This is a genomic window from Symbiobacterium turbinis (genome assembly GCF_055383075.1).
Map to the genome: position 1 here is coordinate 1,449,820 of NZ_AP042433.1, position 14,581 is coordinate 1,464,400.

The 14,581-nt window shown below is 67.1% G+C and carries 12 protein-coding genes; 3 read left to right on the forward strand and 9 right to left on the reverse strand.

The window, feature by feature from the left end:
- Positions 1 to 20 precede the first annotated feature (20 nt).
- From mtnK to ACZ45O_RS07160, 9 genes are read right to left on the reverse strand one after another with little or no spacing between them, the layout of a single operon-like run.
- Positions 21 to 1,253, reverse strand: coding sequence for an S-methyl-5-thioribose kinase (mtnK, locus tag ACZ45O_RS07120; protein WP_464856934.1), 1,233 nt, complete (start codon positions 1,251 to 1,253; stop codon positions 21 to 23).
- Between the two features lie 33 nt (positions 1,254 to 1,286).
- Positions 1,287 to 2,279, reverse strand: a complete 993-nt coding sequence (locus ACZ45O_RS07125) for an ABC transporter permease (protein ID WP_464856935.1) — start codon at positions 2,277 to 2,279, stop codon at positions 1,287 to 1,289.
- 3 nt (positions 2,280 to 2,282) lie between these two features.
- Positions 2,283 to 3,803 carry a sugar ABC transporter ATP-binding protein gene (locus tag ACZ45O_RS07130; RefSeq protein WP_464856937.1) on the reverse strand — a complete coding sequence of 507 codons (1,521 nt, stop codon included), beginning with the start codon at positions 3,801 to 3,803 and terminating at the stop codon, positions 2,283 to 2,285.
- 13 nt (positions 3,804 to 3,816) lie between these two features.
- Positions 3,817 to 4,971 carry a sugar ABC transporter substrate-binding protein gene (locus ACZ45O_RS07135; RefSeq protein ID WP_464856939.1) on the reverse strand — a complete coding sequence of 385 codons (1,155 nt, stop codon included), beginning with the start codon at positions 4,969 to 4,971 and terminating at the stop codon, positions 3,817 to 3,819.
- Positions 4,972 to 5,004: 33 nt separating this feature from the next.
- Complete coding sequence (locus ACZ45O_RS07140; RefSeq protein WP_464856941.1) at positions 5,005 to 5,958, reverse strand: sugar-binding transcriptional regulator; 954 nt, start codon at positions 5,956 to 5,958, stop codon at positions 5,005 to 5,007.
- A gap of 5 nt (positions 5,959 to 5,963) precedes the next feature.
- Positions 5,964 to 7,118 (reverse strand): extracellular solute-binding protein, encoded by a 1,155-nt coding sequence (locus ACZ45O_RS07145; RefSeq protein WP_464856943.1) that lies wholly within the window; start codon positions 7,116 to 7,118, stop codon positions 5,964 to 5,966.
- 16 nt (positions 7,119 to 7,134) lie between these two features.
- Complete coding sequence (locus ACZ45O_RS07150; RefSeq protein ID WP_464856945.1) at positions 7,135 to 8,280, reverse strand: RuBisCO large subunit C-terminal-like domain-containing protein; 1,146 nt, start codon at positions 8,278 to 8,280, stop codon at positions 7,135 to 7,137.
- Entirely contained in the window at positions 8,280 to 9,287 is a 1,008-nt protein-coding gene (locus tag ACZ45O_RS07155) for a transketolase family protein (protein WP_464856946.1), read from the reverse strand. The genes ACZ45O_RS07150 and ACZ45O_RS07155 overlap by 1 nt, the downstream gene beginning before the upstream one ends.
- A gap of 1 nt (position 9,288) precedes the next feature.
- The gene (locus tag ACZ45O_RS07160) at positions 9,289 to 10,224 is read right to left on the reverse strand and encodes a transketolase (protein WP_464856947.1); all 936 of its coding nucleotides are present in this window, start codon (positions 10,222 to 10,224) and stop codon (positions 9,289 to 9,291) included.
- A gap of 336 nt (positions 10,225 to 10,560) precedes the next feature.
- On the opposite strand from ACZ45O_RS07160, the gene ACZ45O_RS07165 reads away from it, so the two are divergent.
- The 3 genes from ACZ45O_RS07165 (at position 10,561) to ACZ45O_RS07175 (ending at position 13,203) form a co-directional block, all read left to right on the forward strand.
- On the forward strand, positions 10,561 to 11,595 hold the full coding sequence (locus tag ACZ45O_RS07165) for a DUF8189 domain-containing protein (protein ID WP_464856949.1): 1,035 nt from the start codon (positions 10,561 to 10,563) through the stop codon (positions 11,593 to 11,595).
- Between the two features lie 159 nt (positions 11,596 to 11,754).
- Complete coding sequence (locus tag ACZ45O_RS07170) at positions 11,755 to 12,144, forward strand: hypothetical protein (RefSeq protein ID WP_464856951.1); 390 nt, start codon at positions 11,755 to 11,757, stop codon at positions 12,142 to 12,144.
- A gap of 195 nt (positions 12,145 to 12,339) precedes the next feature.
- Positions 12,340 to 13,203, forward strand: coding sequence for an AraC family transcriptional regulator (locus ACZ45O_RS07175; protein WP_464857690.1), 864 nt, complete (start codon positions 12,340 to 12,342; stop codon positions 13,201 to 13,203).
- Positions 13,204 to 14,581 lie beyond the last annotated feature (1,378 nt).

The following is a 14,581-nucleotide window of genomic DNA, read 5'->3' on the forward strand; positions in this document are numbered from 1 at the left end:
CCTGCACTCCCCTCTTTCCGTCACTGCCGCGGGAACTGCGCCAGGGCCCGCTTGAAGGGGGCGACAAAGTCGGCGCCCGTCTGGAACCGGCGGCGGTCCTTGATGAACTCCTTCGCCGTGGTCAGGCAGACGCGCTCCGCCCGCACCCGCTTGTCGGGGTCTGCGATGGAGGTGATGTCCTTCACCTGGGCGATGCCCAGAATCCGGCGGCAGAGCTCGAGCCCCGCCACCCCCGCGGTGTCCTCCATGACGGTTTCGAGATACCACTCCTTGAAGCCTGCCGTGCGGGCCAGAACCTCGGTGGCGTGCTCATCCCAGGCCTTCAAGAACTTGGCGCGGAACAGGTCGATGACGTCGACGATGGTCGTCTCCAGCCAGTCGATGTAGTCCGCCCGCTGTGCCTCATCTTCAATGGTGGCGTCGGCGTTGGCCCAGGCGAACATCAGGTTGGCCACCACGTTGCCGATGTCGTAACCCATGGGCCCGTAGTATGCGAACTCCGGGTCGATCACCTTCGTGGAGTCAGGCTTGATGAAGATCGAGCCCGTGTGCAGGTCGCCGTGGATGAGGGCCTGGGCCTTGGTCATGAAGTCGAACTTGAGCTTGCTGACCTCGAAGAGCAGCTCCTGGTCGCCGTAGATCTCCCGCTTCACCCATTCCAGGTTGGGCGGGAAAACCAGGTTCCGGCCCTTGTAGTCGTTGAACGGCTCGGTGTAGACCAGGTCTTCGGTGATCTCGCAGAGGTCGGGGCTGCCGAAACGGCGGGCCAGTTCCTTCTTCTCCTTGTGGTCCATGACCACGTCGGAGGTCAGGAGCAGCGTGTTGACCATGAACGTGGTGATGTGGTCGGCAAACAGCGGGAACTTCTCGTGCTTGATCAGCGCGGTGCGCATGATCTGGTGGTCCGACAGATCGTCCATCACCGTGCAGTTCATGACCGGATCGTACTTGTACACCTTCGGGACCAGCCCGGGAGCCAGCTTGCCCTCCAGCATCAGCGCCTCCGCCTCGATGCGGTTGCGGTCGATGGAAACCTTGAATTCGTCGGAGATGCGGGCGGTGTCGCCGGACTGCTTCACGATCAACGATGCGCCCGAGCCCGGGTCCCACACCCGGAAGACATAGTTCAGGTTGCCGTCGCCGATCTCCTTGCACTCCAGGTCGGCGTCGGGAGCGAATATGTCAAACTGGGTCTTTACATACTCGATGACGTCTTCGGGCTTCATGAGGAAATACTGGTCGAACTTCGCCATCCACCATACCTCCCGTGCCCTATCGTTTCAGACTCACTTCTTGCGGAAGTAAGTCATCGCCAGCGCAAGCGCCAGCACGGCGCCCTTCACGATGTTCATTGAGTAGTACGGAACCGACAGCATCACGAGGCCGTTCTCCAGCACGCCCACTAGAACGGCGCCCAGGAACGTGCCGATGGCGTTGGGCCGGCCCTGGCCGGCGACCGAGAACCCGATGAAGGCCGCGGCCACCGAAGGCATGAGGTAGCCGGCGCCGGCGTTGATCTGCGCCGAACCGAGGCGTGCGGCCAGCATGATGCCGCCCAGGGCTGCCAGCAAGCAGGACAGGATGTACGCCAGGGTGCGGTAGCGGTTCACAGGGATGCCCGAAAGCCGCGCCGCCTCCCTGTTCCCGCCGACCACGTACAGATAGCGGCCGTGCTTGGTGTAGTTGAGGAAGATATGCACGACGGCGACCACGACCAGCATGATGATGATGATCCAGGGCGCCTGCCCGATCATCTTGAAAGAGTTGGGGATCGTGCCGAAGGTCGGCGTGCCGTCGAGCCGGGGCATGCCCTGGCTGATGGAGCCGCCGCCGGTGTACGTGAGGGCCACGCCCTCGAAGATGAACATGGTGGCCAGCGTGACCAGCAGGTCGGGAATGCGGACCTTGACGATCAGCGTGGCGTTGATGGCGGCCACGACGAGCGAGAACAACAGGGCCGCCGCGATGGCCGGCAGCGTCGACCAGCCGTACCAGACGAAAAACGAGATGACCAGGGCGTCCGCCAGGGTGGCCACCGTGCCGACGGACAGGTCAAAGCCATCCACCGTCAGCGAAATGGTGACGCCCACGGCGATCACCGTGACGATCGAGATGCTCCGCAGGATCGTGATCAGGTTGGATACGGTGAGGAACGACGGCGAGGCGATGGAGAAGAAGACCAGGAGCAGGACGATCGTGAGCACGGTGCCCCACTTGGTGATGAAGTTGAGAACCTGGGCACCCAGAGGGGCCCGCGTGGTCTCCGTCTTTGCAAGCATGGATCACTTGCCCCCTGTCGACCAGTACAGGATTTCCTGTTCGGTGGTCTCCGCCGTCCGCAGCTCCTTCACGATCCGGCCGTCGTACATGACGTACGTGCGGTCGGTGATCGCGAGGATCTCGGACAGCTCGCACGACGCGTAGATGATCCCCTTACCCATGGCCGCGAGCTGGCCGATCAGGTCGAAGATCTCACGCTTCGCCCCGACATCCACGCCCTTGGTGGGCTCATCAAAGATGTAGATGTCGGCATCGGCGATGAGCCATTTGCCCACGGCCACCTTCTGCTGGTTACCGCCCGACAGGTAGGCAACCTTCTGCTCTTCGCTGGGGGTCTTCACCTTCAGGTCTGCGATGACTTTGCGTGCGGTGGCTCGCTCAGCCTGCTTCCTGATGAAGTGCAGCGCGCCGGTGAAGTTTTCCAGGCTGGCGGCGGTGAGGTTGGTGACCACCGATTCCTCCACCAGAACCCCTTCCTTCCGCCGCTCCTCGGGCACCAGCGCGAGGCCCTGCTTCACCGCGGCGTGGGGCGAGGTGACGTTGAGCCGCTTGCCCCTGAGCAGCATCTGCCCGGAGCGGGCGGGCAAGGCTCCGAAGATGGTCTTACAGAGTTCGGTCTTGCCCGCCCCCACCAAACCGGCCACGCCAACAATCTCGCCGCTGCGCACAGTGAGGCTCACGTCGGTCACCGCACCATTCAGTTCGGTGAGGCCCTTCACCTCAAACAGCGTGTCCCCGATCTCGACCGGCCGCTTGGCGTAGTTCTCCTCGAACTTGCGGCCGAGCATCAGCTCCACGACGTCGTTCGCGGTGAGCCCGTTCATGGGGCGGCTGGTGACCACCGTGCCGTCCCGCATGACGGTAATCTCCCGGCAGATGGCGAACAGTTCCGGCAGCCGGTGGGAGATGAAGACCACGCCGACGCCCTGGTTGTACGCCAGGTCCTCGACCACCCGGAACAGCTCCTCGGTCTCCGTGTTGCTGAGCGGGGCCGTGGGCTCGTCCAGGATCAGGAACCGGGTCTCCTCCGCGATGGCCCGTGCGATCAGCACCATCTGCTTCTGGGCGAGGCTGAGGTCCTGAATCAGCGCGTCTGTGTCCAGGTCGATGTTCAGGCGCTGGAGCACCCGCTCCGCCGACGCGTGGATCTCTGACCAGTTGACAAACTGCCTCCGGCCCATGCTGTTGACCAGCACGTCCAGCATGATGTTCTCCGCCACGCTGAGGTGCGGGATCAGGGCCGTGTCCACCTCCTGGTAGACGATCTGGATGCCGAGTTTCTTGGCGTCGCGCGGTGTGCGGATGTCGACCTCCTGACCGTTCACGAAGATCCTGCCGGTGTAGTGGTTGTAGGCTCCGGAGAGAACCTTCATGAGCGTGGACTTTCCAGCGCCGTTTGCCCCGACCAGCGCGTGGATGGTGCCGCTGCGCAGGTTGAAATCGACGTCAGACAGCGCCTTTACGCCGGGGAACTCGATGGAGATGGACTCCATCGCGACTGTGTGCAGCTGTGGCTGGCTCATCACGGATCAACGGCTACTTGCCGTAGTGGGCGCGGAGGGTCTCCATCCAGGGCTCGTTGAAGGCGTCGGAGGTGCCCCAGCCCGGCACGACGTCGCCGAGGTTGGTCATGTTGGTCTCAGGCTTCAGCTGCTCCTGCTTGACCAGCATGGCCTCCAGGTTGTACTCGACGGGCGTCGGCTCGCCGGCGAACTTCTTGGCCAGCAGGCGCATGTTCACGACACCGATCAGGTGCGGGTCCACGGCCGCGGTGGCCAGCCACTGGCTGCCGGGCTCGCGCATCAGGTTGATGTCCTGGTTGGAGATGTCGATGGAGATCATCGGGATGTCCGTACGGTTGTTCTCCACGAGGGCCTGGTAAGCGCCCTTGGCCATCTCGTCCCAGCAGGCCCAGATGGCATCGACGGTGCCGGGCGGGTACTTGGCCAGCAGCGCGCCGACCTTGGCGGCGATGTCACCCTGCACGTCCTGGAAGTTGGAGACACCGACCGTCTCGAGGGTCACGATCTTGCCGGCATCCTCGTACTCCTTGTAGATGGTCTGGCGCCGATCCAGCGGCGGGAAGCCGGCCATCCAGAGCTTCAGCACCCGCACGGGCTCGTCGCCCTCAGCCAGGGCCACGACTTCCTCCAGCGACAGCTCGGCCAGCTTGAAGTCGTCCTGGAAGGTGAGGGTGATCTCGGGCAGCGTCTCGCCGTCCTTGTCGATGAAGGTATCGAACGCGACCACCTTCATGCCCTTGTCCACGGCGGGCTTCAGCACATCGTAGGAGTAGTCGATCTTGCCGTGGGAAACGATCAGGCCGTCGTAGCCCTTCTGGATGGCCTGGGCGATCAGCTCCTGGAAGCGGGTGTCGTCGCCGTCCGAGAGGAAGGTGTCGACCTGGAAGCCGAAGGCCGTACCCTCGGAGCGGGCGCCGTCGAGGAACTGCTTGGTGTGGTCGTCCGAGGGCAGGTTGCGCACCACGGCCACGCGGATCTGCTTCGACGTCAAGGCCTCGGGAACGCCTTCGAGGGCCGGGTCGACAGAGCCGGTCTCGCTCTGGGTCTGGGTCTGGGTCTGGGACGGGGTCTGGGTCTCGCTCGGCGCCGGGGTCGAGGCGGGCTTGGAGCACGCCGTCAGACCGACAATCAACACCAGGGACAGGAGCGCAGCCAGGTACCTTCTCATGTGTGAACCCCTCCTACACTTGAGATCGGAACCTTAAATTTCACTGACACCGGCCTTTCCCAGTATTTGCCGGGCAGTATCGGTATCCGTGATCAGGCTGTGGATCAGGCGGCCGCGCAGGGCGCCCAGAATCGCATCCACCTTTCGCGGGCCGGCGGCCATCGCCACGATGTGCGGCAGCCGCTTGATGTCGGCCCACTCCAGAGAGATGATGCACGACTCCAGCGGGCCCGGGACGTACTCCCCGTTGCTGTCGTAGAAGCGCATCAGGATGTCGCCCACGGCGCCCCGCTCCCGGAACTCGGCGACCGTTTGGGCCGACAGGTGGCCGGTGCGGACCAGGGTGCACTCCGGCCCCACATCGCCCAGCCCGACGAAGGCGATGTCGCACTGGCGGGCGTGCTCCATGGCGGTCCGGATCGACTCCTCGCTCATGATGGCGTCGCGCGCCGCCGGGCTCTGCACCACCACCGGGACCGGGAGGGTCTCCAGGGGCATCCCCAGGGCGTTGGCCAGCTGGCCGCTCACGCTGAACGGGTTGGTCTGCACCGTGCGCGTGCCCACCAGCTCGTTGATGGTGCCGCCAAGCGGCTGCTTCGGCCGCTGCAGGTACGGGATAATGCGCCGCACCGTCTCGCTCCAGGCCACCCCCAGCCGGCAGCCCGGGAACAGCAGGCTCTGCAGGTACTGCGCCCCCGCGCCGCCCAGGGCGTCCAGCGTGACCCGGTATTCGGGGTACGACCGCACGACGATGGCCCGCTTCAGACCGAAGGTCTCCTCGAGCTGCTTCGCCATACGGAACTGCACGGGCAGCGGCCGGGTGATGTGAATCTGCACGATGCCCTCCCGGCGGGCCTTCTGCAGCAGCCGCGTCACCGAGACCCGGGACATGCCGAGCCGTTGGGCGATCTTCTCGTGGGTGAGCCCCTCGTCGTAGTACATCCACGCAACCAGAACCTTCAGATCCGCCTCGCTGTGCACTTGCATGGCGGCTAACCCCCCTGCATGGCACGGCGGACCGCCGACTCGGCCGCAGCCAGGGCCTCCCGCGGCGTGGCCTTTCCGGTGAAGGCGTCGTGAACCGCGGCGTACAGGGCGCCCAGGAAGGCCCCCACCCGCGGGTGAATCGGCAGGGTTCTGGCCCGCTTCACCATCTCGTACTGCGCCGCGAGCCAGGGGTACTTCGCCAGCTCGGCGGGGCTGTAGCTGGACCGGCGCACCGGGCTGCCCGCCGCCCGGGTCACCGCCCGGTCGGTCTCCGGCCCCGCCGCCTGGAGCAGTACAGCAAGCATGCCCTCCTGCGCGGCCGGCGGCAGGTTGGCCGGAATGGCAATGCCCCACGTGCCATTCCAGGGCTGCGGGAAGGTGCCCACCCGGTAGGCGGCGCCTGCGGCATCCGGCGCCAGCATGATCGCCGCCGCCTGGCCGCCCCACGTGGCGGCGATCCCCACCCGCCCCTGCCGGAGCAGGGCGGCGATCTCGGCGTTGCCGTACTGGTCGGTGTCGGACGGGCAGTACCGGCGCAGGGCGCAGTACGCCTCCAGCGCCCTGACCCCCGCCGGGCCGGCGAAGGCCGGCCGGCCGTCCTCGTCCAGAACGTCGCCCCCCTCGCTCCACAGGTAGGGGAGCCAGTCCAGCAGGATCTCGCTGGGGTGGGCCTTCAGCGCCAATCCGTAGCGCTCAGGCGGACGGTGGGCCCTGGCCGCCAGCCCGGCGATCTCGCCGGGAGCGATCAGCGGCACCGCCTGGTCGGAGCCGGGGGCGGCCGCATCCGCCCTGCAGAAGAGCAGATGGCCGTCGGAGAAGAAGGGCAGCATGTACTGGGCCCCCCGGAACCGGCTCTCCCGGGCCAGGGAAGGAAGGACGTCATCCGGTTGGTAGCGGTCCACCAGCTCAGGAAGCCTGTCCAGAATCGGGTCCAGGGCGGCCAGCAGGCCCGCGTCCGCCAATTCTGGCACCCAGACGTGCCCTGGCACAAACACCGCATGGTAGGGCGCCTCGGGCGCGCCCAGGGTCTGCATCAGCCTGTCCCGGTACTCGGCCCAGGGCACGATGGTCAGACTGGTCTCCCACTCGGGGTGCGCCCTGAGCGCTTCATCCAGGGCGGCCAGGGCCGGGTCGTCGGGACCGAGCACACGGTAGGGCACGGCTCACTCCCCCTTTCTAAGCGGAGACGGTCGCCAGGAAGTCGCGGCAGTTCGCCACCAGGTCGGGGCCGGCCTGAAACAGCCCGCCGCCAATCAGGAGGATCACATCGCGGCCGTAGAACCGGAGCATCTCGGGAACCCGCTCCAGGCTCATGCCGCCGCCGGGGGTCGGGAAGACGGGCTTGATGTGGCCCATGGGCACTGCGGCCCCTTCGGCGATGGACCGGCACTCCTCCTGGCTGAAGGAGAAGCGGCCGCCCCAGTTGGGGTAGACCGAGGCGTCCGCCCCGGCCAGCCGGGCGATCTGCCCGAAGAGGGCGAAGTGGGAGATGCCGCTGGCCGGGCTGGTCACGAAGCTGCCCTGCAGGGCCGGGTGGCTCATGATCGGCAGGGCGAGGGAATCGTCGTCCGCCAGGAGCCGCATGGTGTCAAACCCGACCAGCCCCGGGGAGATGAGCAGCCCGCCGGCGCCGGCCTGCTTGGCCATCCGGGCCCGCTCCACGATGGTGTCGACGGGCCCGGCCACGTGCGGCATGTAGATCGCCCGCCGGCCGGTCTCCCGGTTGGCCCGCTCGACCGCTTCCGAGCACAGCTTCACCCGCTCCTCAAACGGGGCGAACTCCTGGTCTGCCAGGCCGTGGTCGTCCTTGATGATGTCGATTCCGCCCAGGGCCAGGTGATACGCCAGGTTCGCCAGGTCGGCCGCCGACAGCCCGAGCGGCTTCAGCGCCGTGCAGAGCAGCGGCCGGTCGTGCACGTTCAGGTACTCCCGCAGCCCCTGCACCCCGAACCGGGGGCCCCGGAAGCTCCTGAGCAGCGACTCGGGCAGGTCAAACCGCTCGACGCGGATGGCCGGCTTGATGCTCGTGTTGCCGAAGAGCACGTTCAGGAACTGGGTCAGCTCGAAGCCGGTGATCTCCACCGCGTAGCTGATCACGGCTTCGAAGCCCTGGGGAGCGACGGGCTGCAGCGACTCGATCCGGCCGACGATCTTCTGCCGGATGTCGCCCCTGGGCACCAGCGGCTCGGGGAACTCCACCGTCTGCTCGACGCAGACCGCCTCCGCGAACGCCCGCGCCTCCTGCTCGTCGGCCAGGGCGATGCGGTAGTGTACAGTAAATCGGTCACCTGAAAGGTTCAGCGTAGGGTTCGGTAGCATCATTACAGCGCCTCCGCCTTGGCATCGCTGTGGACTGCGGTGAGCCGGACGGCGGCCAGGTCGTCCTCGGTGATGCCCAGCGGCTGGCCCACCACCTCCTCGACCTTGCGGACCAGCGCGGCCGCGTCGAGCCCCAGCTCCTTCATGAGGTACTGGCGGCTGGCCCCGTGGGAGAAGACGTCGGGAATGCCGATGCGCACGAGCCGCTTGCCCAGGCCGGCCTCGGCCATGACCTCCGCCACCGCCGTCCCCAGGCCGCCGATGATCGAGTGGTTTTCCATGGTGATGACGCCGTACTTGGCGCTTTCCGCCGCCTCCAGCACGGTCGGGTCGGTGAAGGGCTTCAGGGTGGTCACGTGCAGGTGCTGGATGGAGACCCCCCGCTCCCGCAGCACGTTGGTGGCCCGCATGGCCTCCTCCGTGCAGATGCCGGAGGTGATGAGCGCGATGTCGGTCCCGCGGCTCAGCACCCGGGCCCGGTTGAACACCATCGGCTCGCTGGCATCGAACAGGCGCGGGATCTCACCCCGGAGCATGCGGACGTACACGGGGCCCTCCACCGCCTGCGCCACGTCCAGCACCGACTCCACGTCGGTGGCGTCGCCGGTTTCGAGGATCGTCATGTTGGGCAGGGCCCGCATGACGGCGATGTCCTCAATCGCCTGGTGGGTCGCCCCGCCGGGGGTGAGGATGCCGGGGAGGAAGCCGATCATGCGGACAGGCAGGTTGGGGTACGCGATGGACATCGCGATCTGATCGTACGCACGCCGATAGATGAAGACGGCAAAGGTATGAACATACGGGTAGAGCCCCTCGCGGGCCATTCCGCCGGCGATGCTCAGCATGTTCTGCTCGGCGATCCCGCAGCTGTAAAACCGGTCCGGGTACGTGTCACGAAAGAGGTCCGCTTCGCTGGAACTGGTGAGATCGGCCGACAGGACGACCACTTCCGGCTTGTCCTTGGCCCACTCCACCAGGTTCTGCGCGTGCACCCGCTTCAGGATCTCCATGCTATACCCCCTCCTCCGCCTGCATCTTCCGCAGCTCATCCGCGTAGAGCTGCCACTCTTCCGGACCCTTGAACCGCACGTAGTGCAGCTTGGGGGCCCTCTCCCGGAGCAGGTCCAGGCCGCGGCAGGGGTCGGTGTAGGCCAGCACCACCAGCGGCCGTCCATCGGGCTCCAGCTCCGCCGGCGCGGCCAGGGCGTCCGGGTCGTGGCCGTCCACCTGGAAGACCCGGGCGCCGAACGCCTCCAGGCGGGCCTTCAGGGGTTCGATGGACATCACCGACTCGGTGGTGCCGTCGCACTGCTGGCCGTTGACGTCGACGTAGATGCCGACGCTGTCCAGCTTGTAGAAGGAGAGGAACTGCATGGCCTCCCAGGTCTGGCCCTCCTGGAACTCGCCGTCCGACAGGTAGACCCAGGTGCGGCCGGTCTCGCCCCGCAGGCGGCGGGCCAGCGCCACGCCGATCGCCTGGCTCAGCGCCTGAGCCAGCGACCCGGAGGTGACCTCCATGCCCGGCGAGTGCTCGGCGCCGATCATCTCCACCGAGCTGCCGTCCTGGTTGAACTGCGCCAGCCCTTCCGGCGCCATGCGGCCGACCTCGATCAGGGTCGCGTAGAGCACCAGGGCGTAATGGGCGGGAGAGAGGTAGAAGCGATCCAGGTGGGGCGCGCGGGGTCCGTTGTACGCCGCGCCGGTGAAGTAGTTCTTGTTCCCGGGGCCGGGAACGCCCGGGAACGGCAGGGGCACCATGGGCGCCTCGCTGGGACCCAGGTTCATGACCTTCAGGTACAGGGTCGCCAGCGTCTCTGCCGACGAGCACGCCTGGCTCAGGTAACCGCCGTTGTTGTTGAGGGTGTGCTCCAGCACCCGCATGCGGATCCGCCGGGCCACCCGGTGGACCTGGTCCTGCCAGGTCAGGGACTTCGCCTGATTGCTCACGCTGATAACCGCCCCCTCTTCACACCTTCGCTGACTCGTGGGAATCGGCCCCGTACATCGAACCGTCCCAAGTGAACAATTGTGCAGTACTGTGCAACTGTTCAATGCATTTATAGCCGGGGAGGGCGGAGTGGTCAATAGTTATTTCGCGCTATGTTGGACAAAAGCTTTTGGTGTGCGCGCGGCACTTCCGTTCAGCCGGGTGGCACAGGTCTTCCGGCGGCCGACCCCCTGGCGCCGACGAACTATCACATGCCGCCGTGCCGCACAGGCTGACGCCAACGGGCGCCGGGCGGCATACGCTGGCCATGAGCGTACTTACGGAGGAGGATACCGATGCACCAGCCACCCTGGTGGATTCCAGGCTGGCCCGGCCTCATCGCGCAGAGGCCGCCCTGGGGCCGGCCCGACTGGAACAACAACGACTGGAACAATGACTGGAATGACAACTGGAACGACGACCGGGACGATGACGACTGGGACGACGAGCGCGACGTGGAGTGGAACCTGCGGCAGGAGGGCGGGCCCCTCAGCCGCACGGGCTGGTCCAACTGGCGGCGAATCGGCACCGGGGCCACCCTCGACTCCCCCGCCCCCGTCACGTATCAGAACGACCTGCACCTCTTCGTGCGGGGCACCGACAGCGGCATCTACTGGAACCGGATGAGCCGCCGCACCGGCTGGGGCGAGTGGTGGGAGGTCCCCGGCCAGGGGCGGACCCCCAGCGCGCCGGCCGGCACCGCGTACCGGGGCTCCCTCCACCTCTTCGTGCGGGGGACCGACAACCGCATCTACCAGAACCGGCTCACCGGCAACCGGTGGAGCCGCTGGACGGAGGTGCCCGGCGGCGGGCTCACCACCAGCGGCCCGGCCGTGACCGTGCACCGGGGCGCGCTCTACCTGGCCGTGCGGGGCACGGACAACGCCGTCTACGTGCAGCGCTACGATGGCCAGTGGCGAGGATGGCAGCGGGTGCCCACGGGGGCCACGCCCGACGCCCCGGCCATCGTGTCGTACATGGGCACGCTCTGGCTCTTCGTGCGGGGCACCGACAACCGCATCTACGGCGCCGCCATGCAGGGCGCGAACCAGTGGAGCAGCTGGAGCGAGATCCCGGGCGGCGGGCGCACCCCCAGCGGCCCCGGCGCCGTCGTCTACCGGGGCAACCTCTACCTGCTGGTGCGTGGCACCGACGACGGCATCTACCTGAATGTGCGCGACCGGCGGGGCCAGTGGACCGGCTGGTCAGAGGTGCCCGGCCAGGGGCGCACGCCCAGCGGGCCGGAGGGCGTCCGCTTCGCCGACCGACTCTACCTGTTCGTGCGGGGCACGGACAACGGCATCTACACGACGGTGCGCACGCGGCGGTAGCCTTGTTGGCGCCGAAAAGGCCGCCGCCCGGGAGGAGAATCCCGGGCGGCGGCTCCCTGTGCTTGGATGAAGGTCGGGAAGCCCCGGCAGGCGAATACGCTTGGTCAGGCGTGTCGCGATTCTGACCCGTCGCGGCACACGCGATCGGAGGTGGCCTGGGTGCGGAAGGCAATCGTGCTCGTGGCAGCGGCGGCCTGGGTGCGGAAGGCGATCGTGCTTCTGGCAGCGGCAGCCTGCGTGCTGGCCGGCATGTATCTGTACCCCGTCGGCGGGCGCATCTGGACCGCCGCGCAGGTCTCGGGCGTGGCGATGATCCGCGACGGCCGGCGGGTGGAGCTCGCGGAGCCCGCTGCGCTGTCGCATGCGGCGCGGGAGGCGGTCCTGGCGGCCCGGCTCGACCGCTTCCGACGGCTCATCCCCGCCCTTCGCAGCGGGGCGTGCGTTCCGCTGAACCTCGCCCTGCGCACAGGCGGCGAGTGGGTGGACGTGCCGCTCAGGTGCACGAGCGGGCTGCTGTTCGACTACATCGCCCGCGACGCCTGGCGGTAGGTCGTTTACAGGCGCCGCACCATGTCTGGGTCCGGGGCTGGGGCTGGGGCTGGGGCTGGGCCCGGTGCCCAGTTCCCGACCCCCGGTACCCGGTGCCCAGCGACGGCACCTGGCGACCCTGCAACAGCTGCACTCGTGCAGTCGGGCAGCGGTGCGACGCCTCTACTAAGCTGGGATGCGAGGGAGGTCATGCGATTGAATCCGCTGCACGATCTGAACGCTGCCCTGGCCCACATCGAGGCGCACTTGGACGGGGAGGTGAACATTCGGGCCGCGGCCCGCGTCGCCGGTTGCTCGGAGTATCACTTCCGCCGGATGTTCGCGGCGCTCGCCGGTATGCCGATTTCGGTCTACATCCGCCGGCGGCGGCTGACGCTGGCCGCGCAGGAACTGGCCGCAGGGGCCCGGGTCATCGACGTCGCCCTGAAGTACGGCTATGAGTCGCCCGACGCCTTCGCCCGCGCCTTTCAGGCAGAGCACGGCATCCCGCCCTCCCAGGCCCGGCAGCCCGGCCGCACCCTCAGGGCATTTTCCCGCATGGCCTTCCAACTGACCATCCGAGGAGGCACCGACATGCGCTACCGCATCGTGGAGAAGGAACCCTTCCGCATCGTAGGCATCATGCGCCGCGTGACCCTGCAGTACCACGGGGTGAACCCGGAGATCGCCTCCATGTGGAAGGACCTGGGTATGGAAGGGGTTCAGCAGTTGAAGGCCCTGTCCAACGTGGAGCCCCAGGGCATCGTTCAGGCCTCGCTCAACTTCTCGGAGGGGCGTGAGGACGGCGGCTCGCTGGACCAGTGGATCGGCGCGGCCACCGACCGCCCCTGCCCGCCGGGCTTTCAGGCCCTGGAGGTCCCCGCGCTCACCTGGGCCGTGTTCGAGTCGGTGGGCCCGTTCCCTGAGGCGCTGCAGAGCACCTGGGCACGCATCTACGCCGAGTGGTTCCCCTCTTCCGGGTACGAGGCGGCCGATGGTCCTGAGATCCTGTGGAACGAGAGCGACGATACGTCGTCGCCCAACTTCCGCAGCGAGATCTGGATCCCCGTGAAGCGGTAACGGTTACCGCGGCTTGTATGGTGGCAGTCGACGGGGAGGAACGCGCAAGACACGTGAGGACGGTTCGGGCGAAGGCGCTTGGCTTCGCCCGAACCGTCCTCATCTTGCGTAATCGACACTGCAACTGGCGGAGACGTGTACGCCTTGGGCCCGCTTGACTCTTTTCGTCTCACACGATGTGCGAGTTTGCCGTGCCAAACGTGCAAAGCGTGGGAGGGTGGGGCCGGAAAGGCCCGTGAATGGATGCGGGCCAGTGCGCCTGCGCCGCAATACGCGAAGGTGGCCTGGAGCAGGCCGGGGAAGAGGCGGCCTCGGGGCCGTCTGCTACCGCGTTTCTCGCACGATGTGCGAGTTTGTTGTACGAAACGCGCAAGGCGTGGGAGGGTGCGTCCTGGAACATCCTGGCGTGGAAGCGGTACTAGATCCGCCGGCGCCACCTTACACCGCAGCAGGCACATAGGACCGGGAGCAGGCCGAAGAGGAGGCGGTCGGGGCGTCGCGTTCCCCGGGCACCTCACACGATGTGCGAGTTTGCCGTGCCAAACGCGCAAAGCGCGGAAGGATGTGGCCGGGAAGACCCGGGCGAAGGAGCGGGCCAGGGCGCCCGGGCACGACTTACATCGCAGTAGGCGAAGATGGCCGGGAGCAGGCCGGGGAAGGGACGACCTCGGCGCCGTCCGCTGCCGGGTCTCTCACACGATCTGCGAGTTTGGCCTGCCAAACGCGCAAACCGTGGGAGTTTGGCGGCCGGATGGACCCTGGCAACAGCATGGGCCAGTCTGGAGAAATGGCACCTGTAGGCATCGCCTGCTCGTAGTTCCTCACACGAGGTACGAGTTTGCCGAGCCAAACGCACAAAGCGTGCGAGGATGTGGCCGGGAAGACCTGGGCGAAGGCGCGGGGCAGGGTGCCCGGGCACGACTTAGATCGCAGTGGGCGAAGTTGCCCGGGAGCAGGCCGGGAAAGGGGCGCCCGCGGCGCCGTCACCTGCCAGGTCTCTCACACGATCTGCGAGTTAGCCGTGCTAAACGCGCATAGCGTGGGAGGATGCGGCGCGAAAAAGGCCCCGCGAAGACGCGGGCTAGGGGCGCACGGCTTCGTCTTGTACCGCCGTAGGCGAAGATGGCCGGGAGCAGGCCAGGGAAACGGCGGCGGTGACGTCAACGGCTCCCAGGTTCCTCCCACGAAATGCGAGTTTGCCTTGCCAAACGCGCATTTCGTGGGAGGATGCGGCGCGAACAAGGCCCGCGCAGACGCGCGCTAGAGGCGCACGGCTTCGTCTTGCACCGCCGTGGGTGAAGATGGCCGGGAGCAGGCCAGGGAAGAGGCGGCGGTAACGTCACCTGCTCCCAGGTTCCTCCCACGAAATGCGAGTTGG

Excerpts from the sequence above, each read along its gene's own strand:
- mtnK (WP_464856934.1), bottom strand. The coding sequence starts at position 1,253 with ATGGCGAAGTTCGACCAGTATTTCCTCATGAAGCCCGAAGACGTCATC.
- ACZ45O_RS07125 (WP_464856935.1), bottom strand. The coding sequence starts at position 2,279 with ATGCTTGCAAAGACGGAGACCACGCGGGCCCCTCTGGGTGCCCAGGTT.
- ACZ45O_RS07130 (WP_464856937.1), bottom strand. The coding sequence starts at position 3,803 with ATGAGCCAGCCACAGCTGCACACAGTCGCGATGGAGTCCATCTCCATC.
- ACZ45O_RS07135 (WP_464856939.1), bottom strand. The coding sequence starts at position 4,971 with ATGAGAAGGTACCTGGCTGCGCTCCTGTCCCTGGTGTTGATTGTCGGT.
- ACZ45O_RS07140 (WP_464856941.1), bottom strand. The coding sequence starts at position 5,958 with ATGCAAGTGCACAGCGAGGCGGATCTGAAGGTTCTGGTTGCGTGGATG.
- ACZ45O_RS07150 (WP_464856945.1), bottom strand. The coding sequence starts at position 8,280 with ATGATGCTACCGAACCCTACGCTGAACCTTTCAGGTGACCGATTTACT.
- ACZ45O_RS07155 (WP_464856946.1), bottom strand. The coding sequence starts at position 9,287 with ATGGAGATCCTGAAGCGGGTGCACGCGCAGAACCTGGTGGAGTGGGCC.
- ACZ45O_RS07165 (WP_464856949.1), top strand. The coding sequence starts at position 10,561 with ATGCACCAGCCACCCTGGTGGATTCCAGGCTGGCCCGGCCTCATCGCG.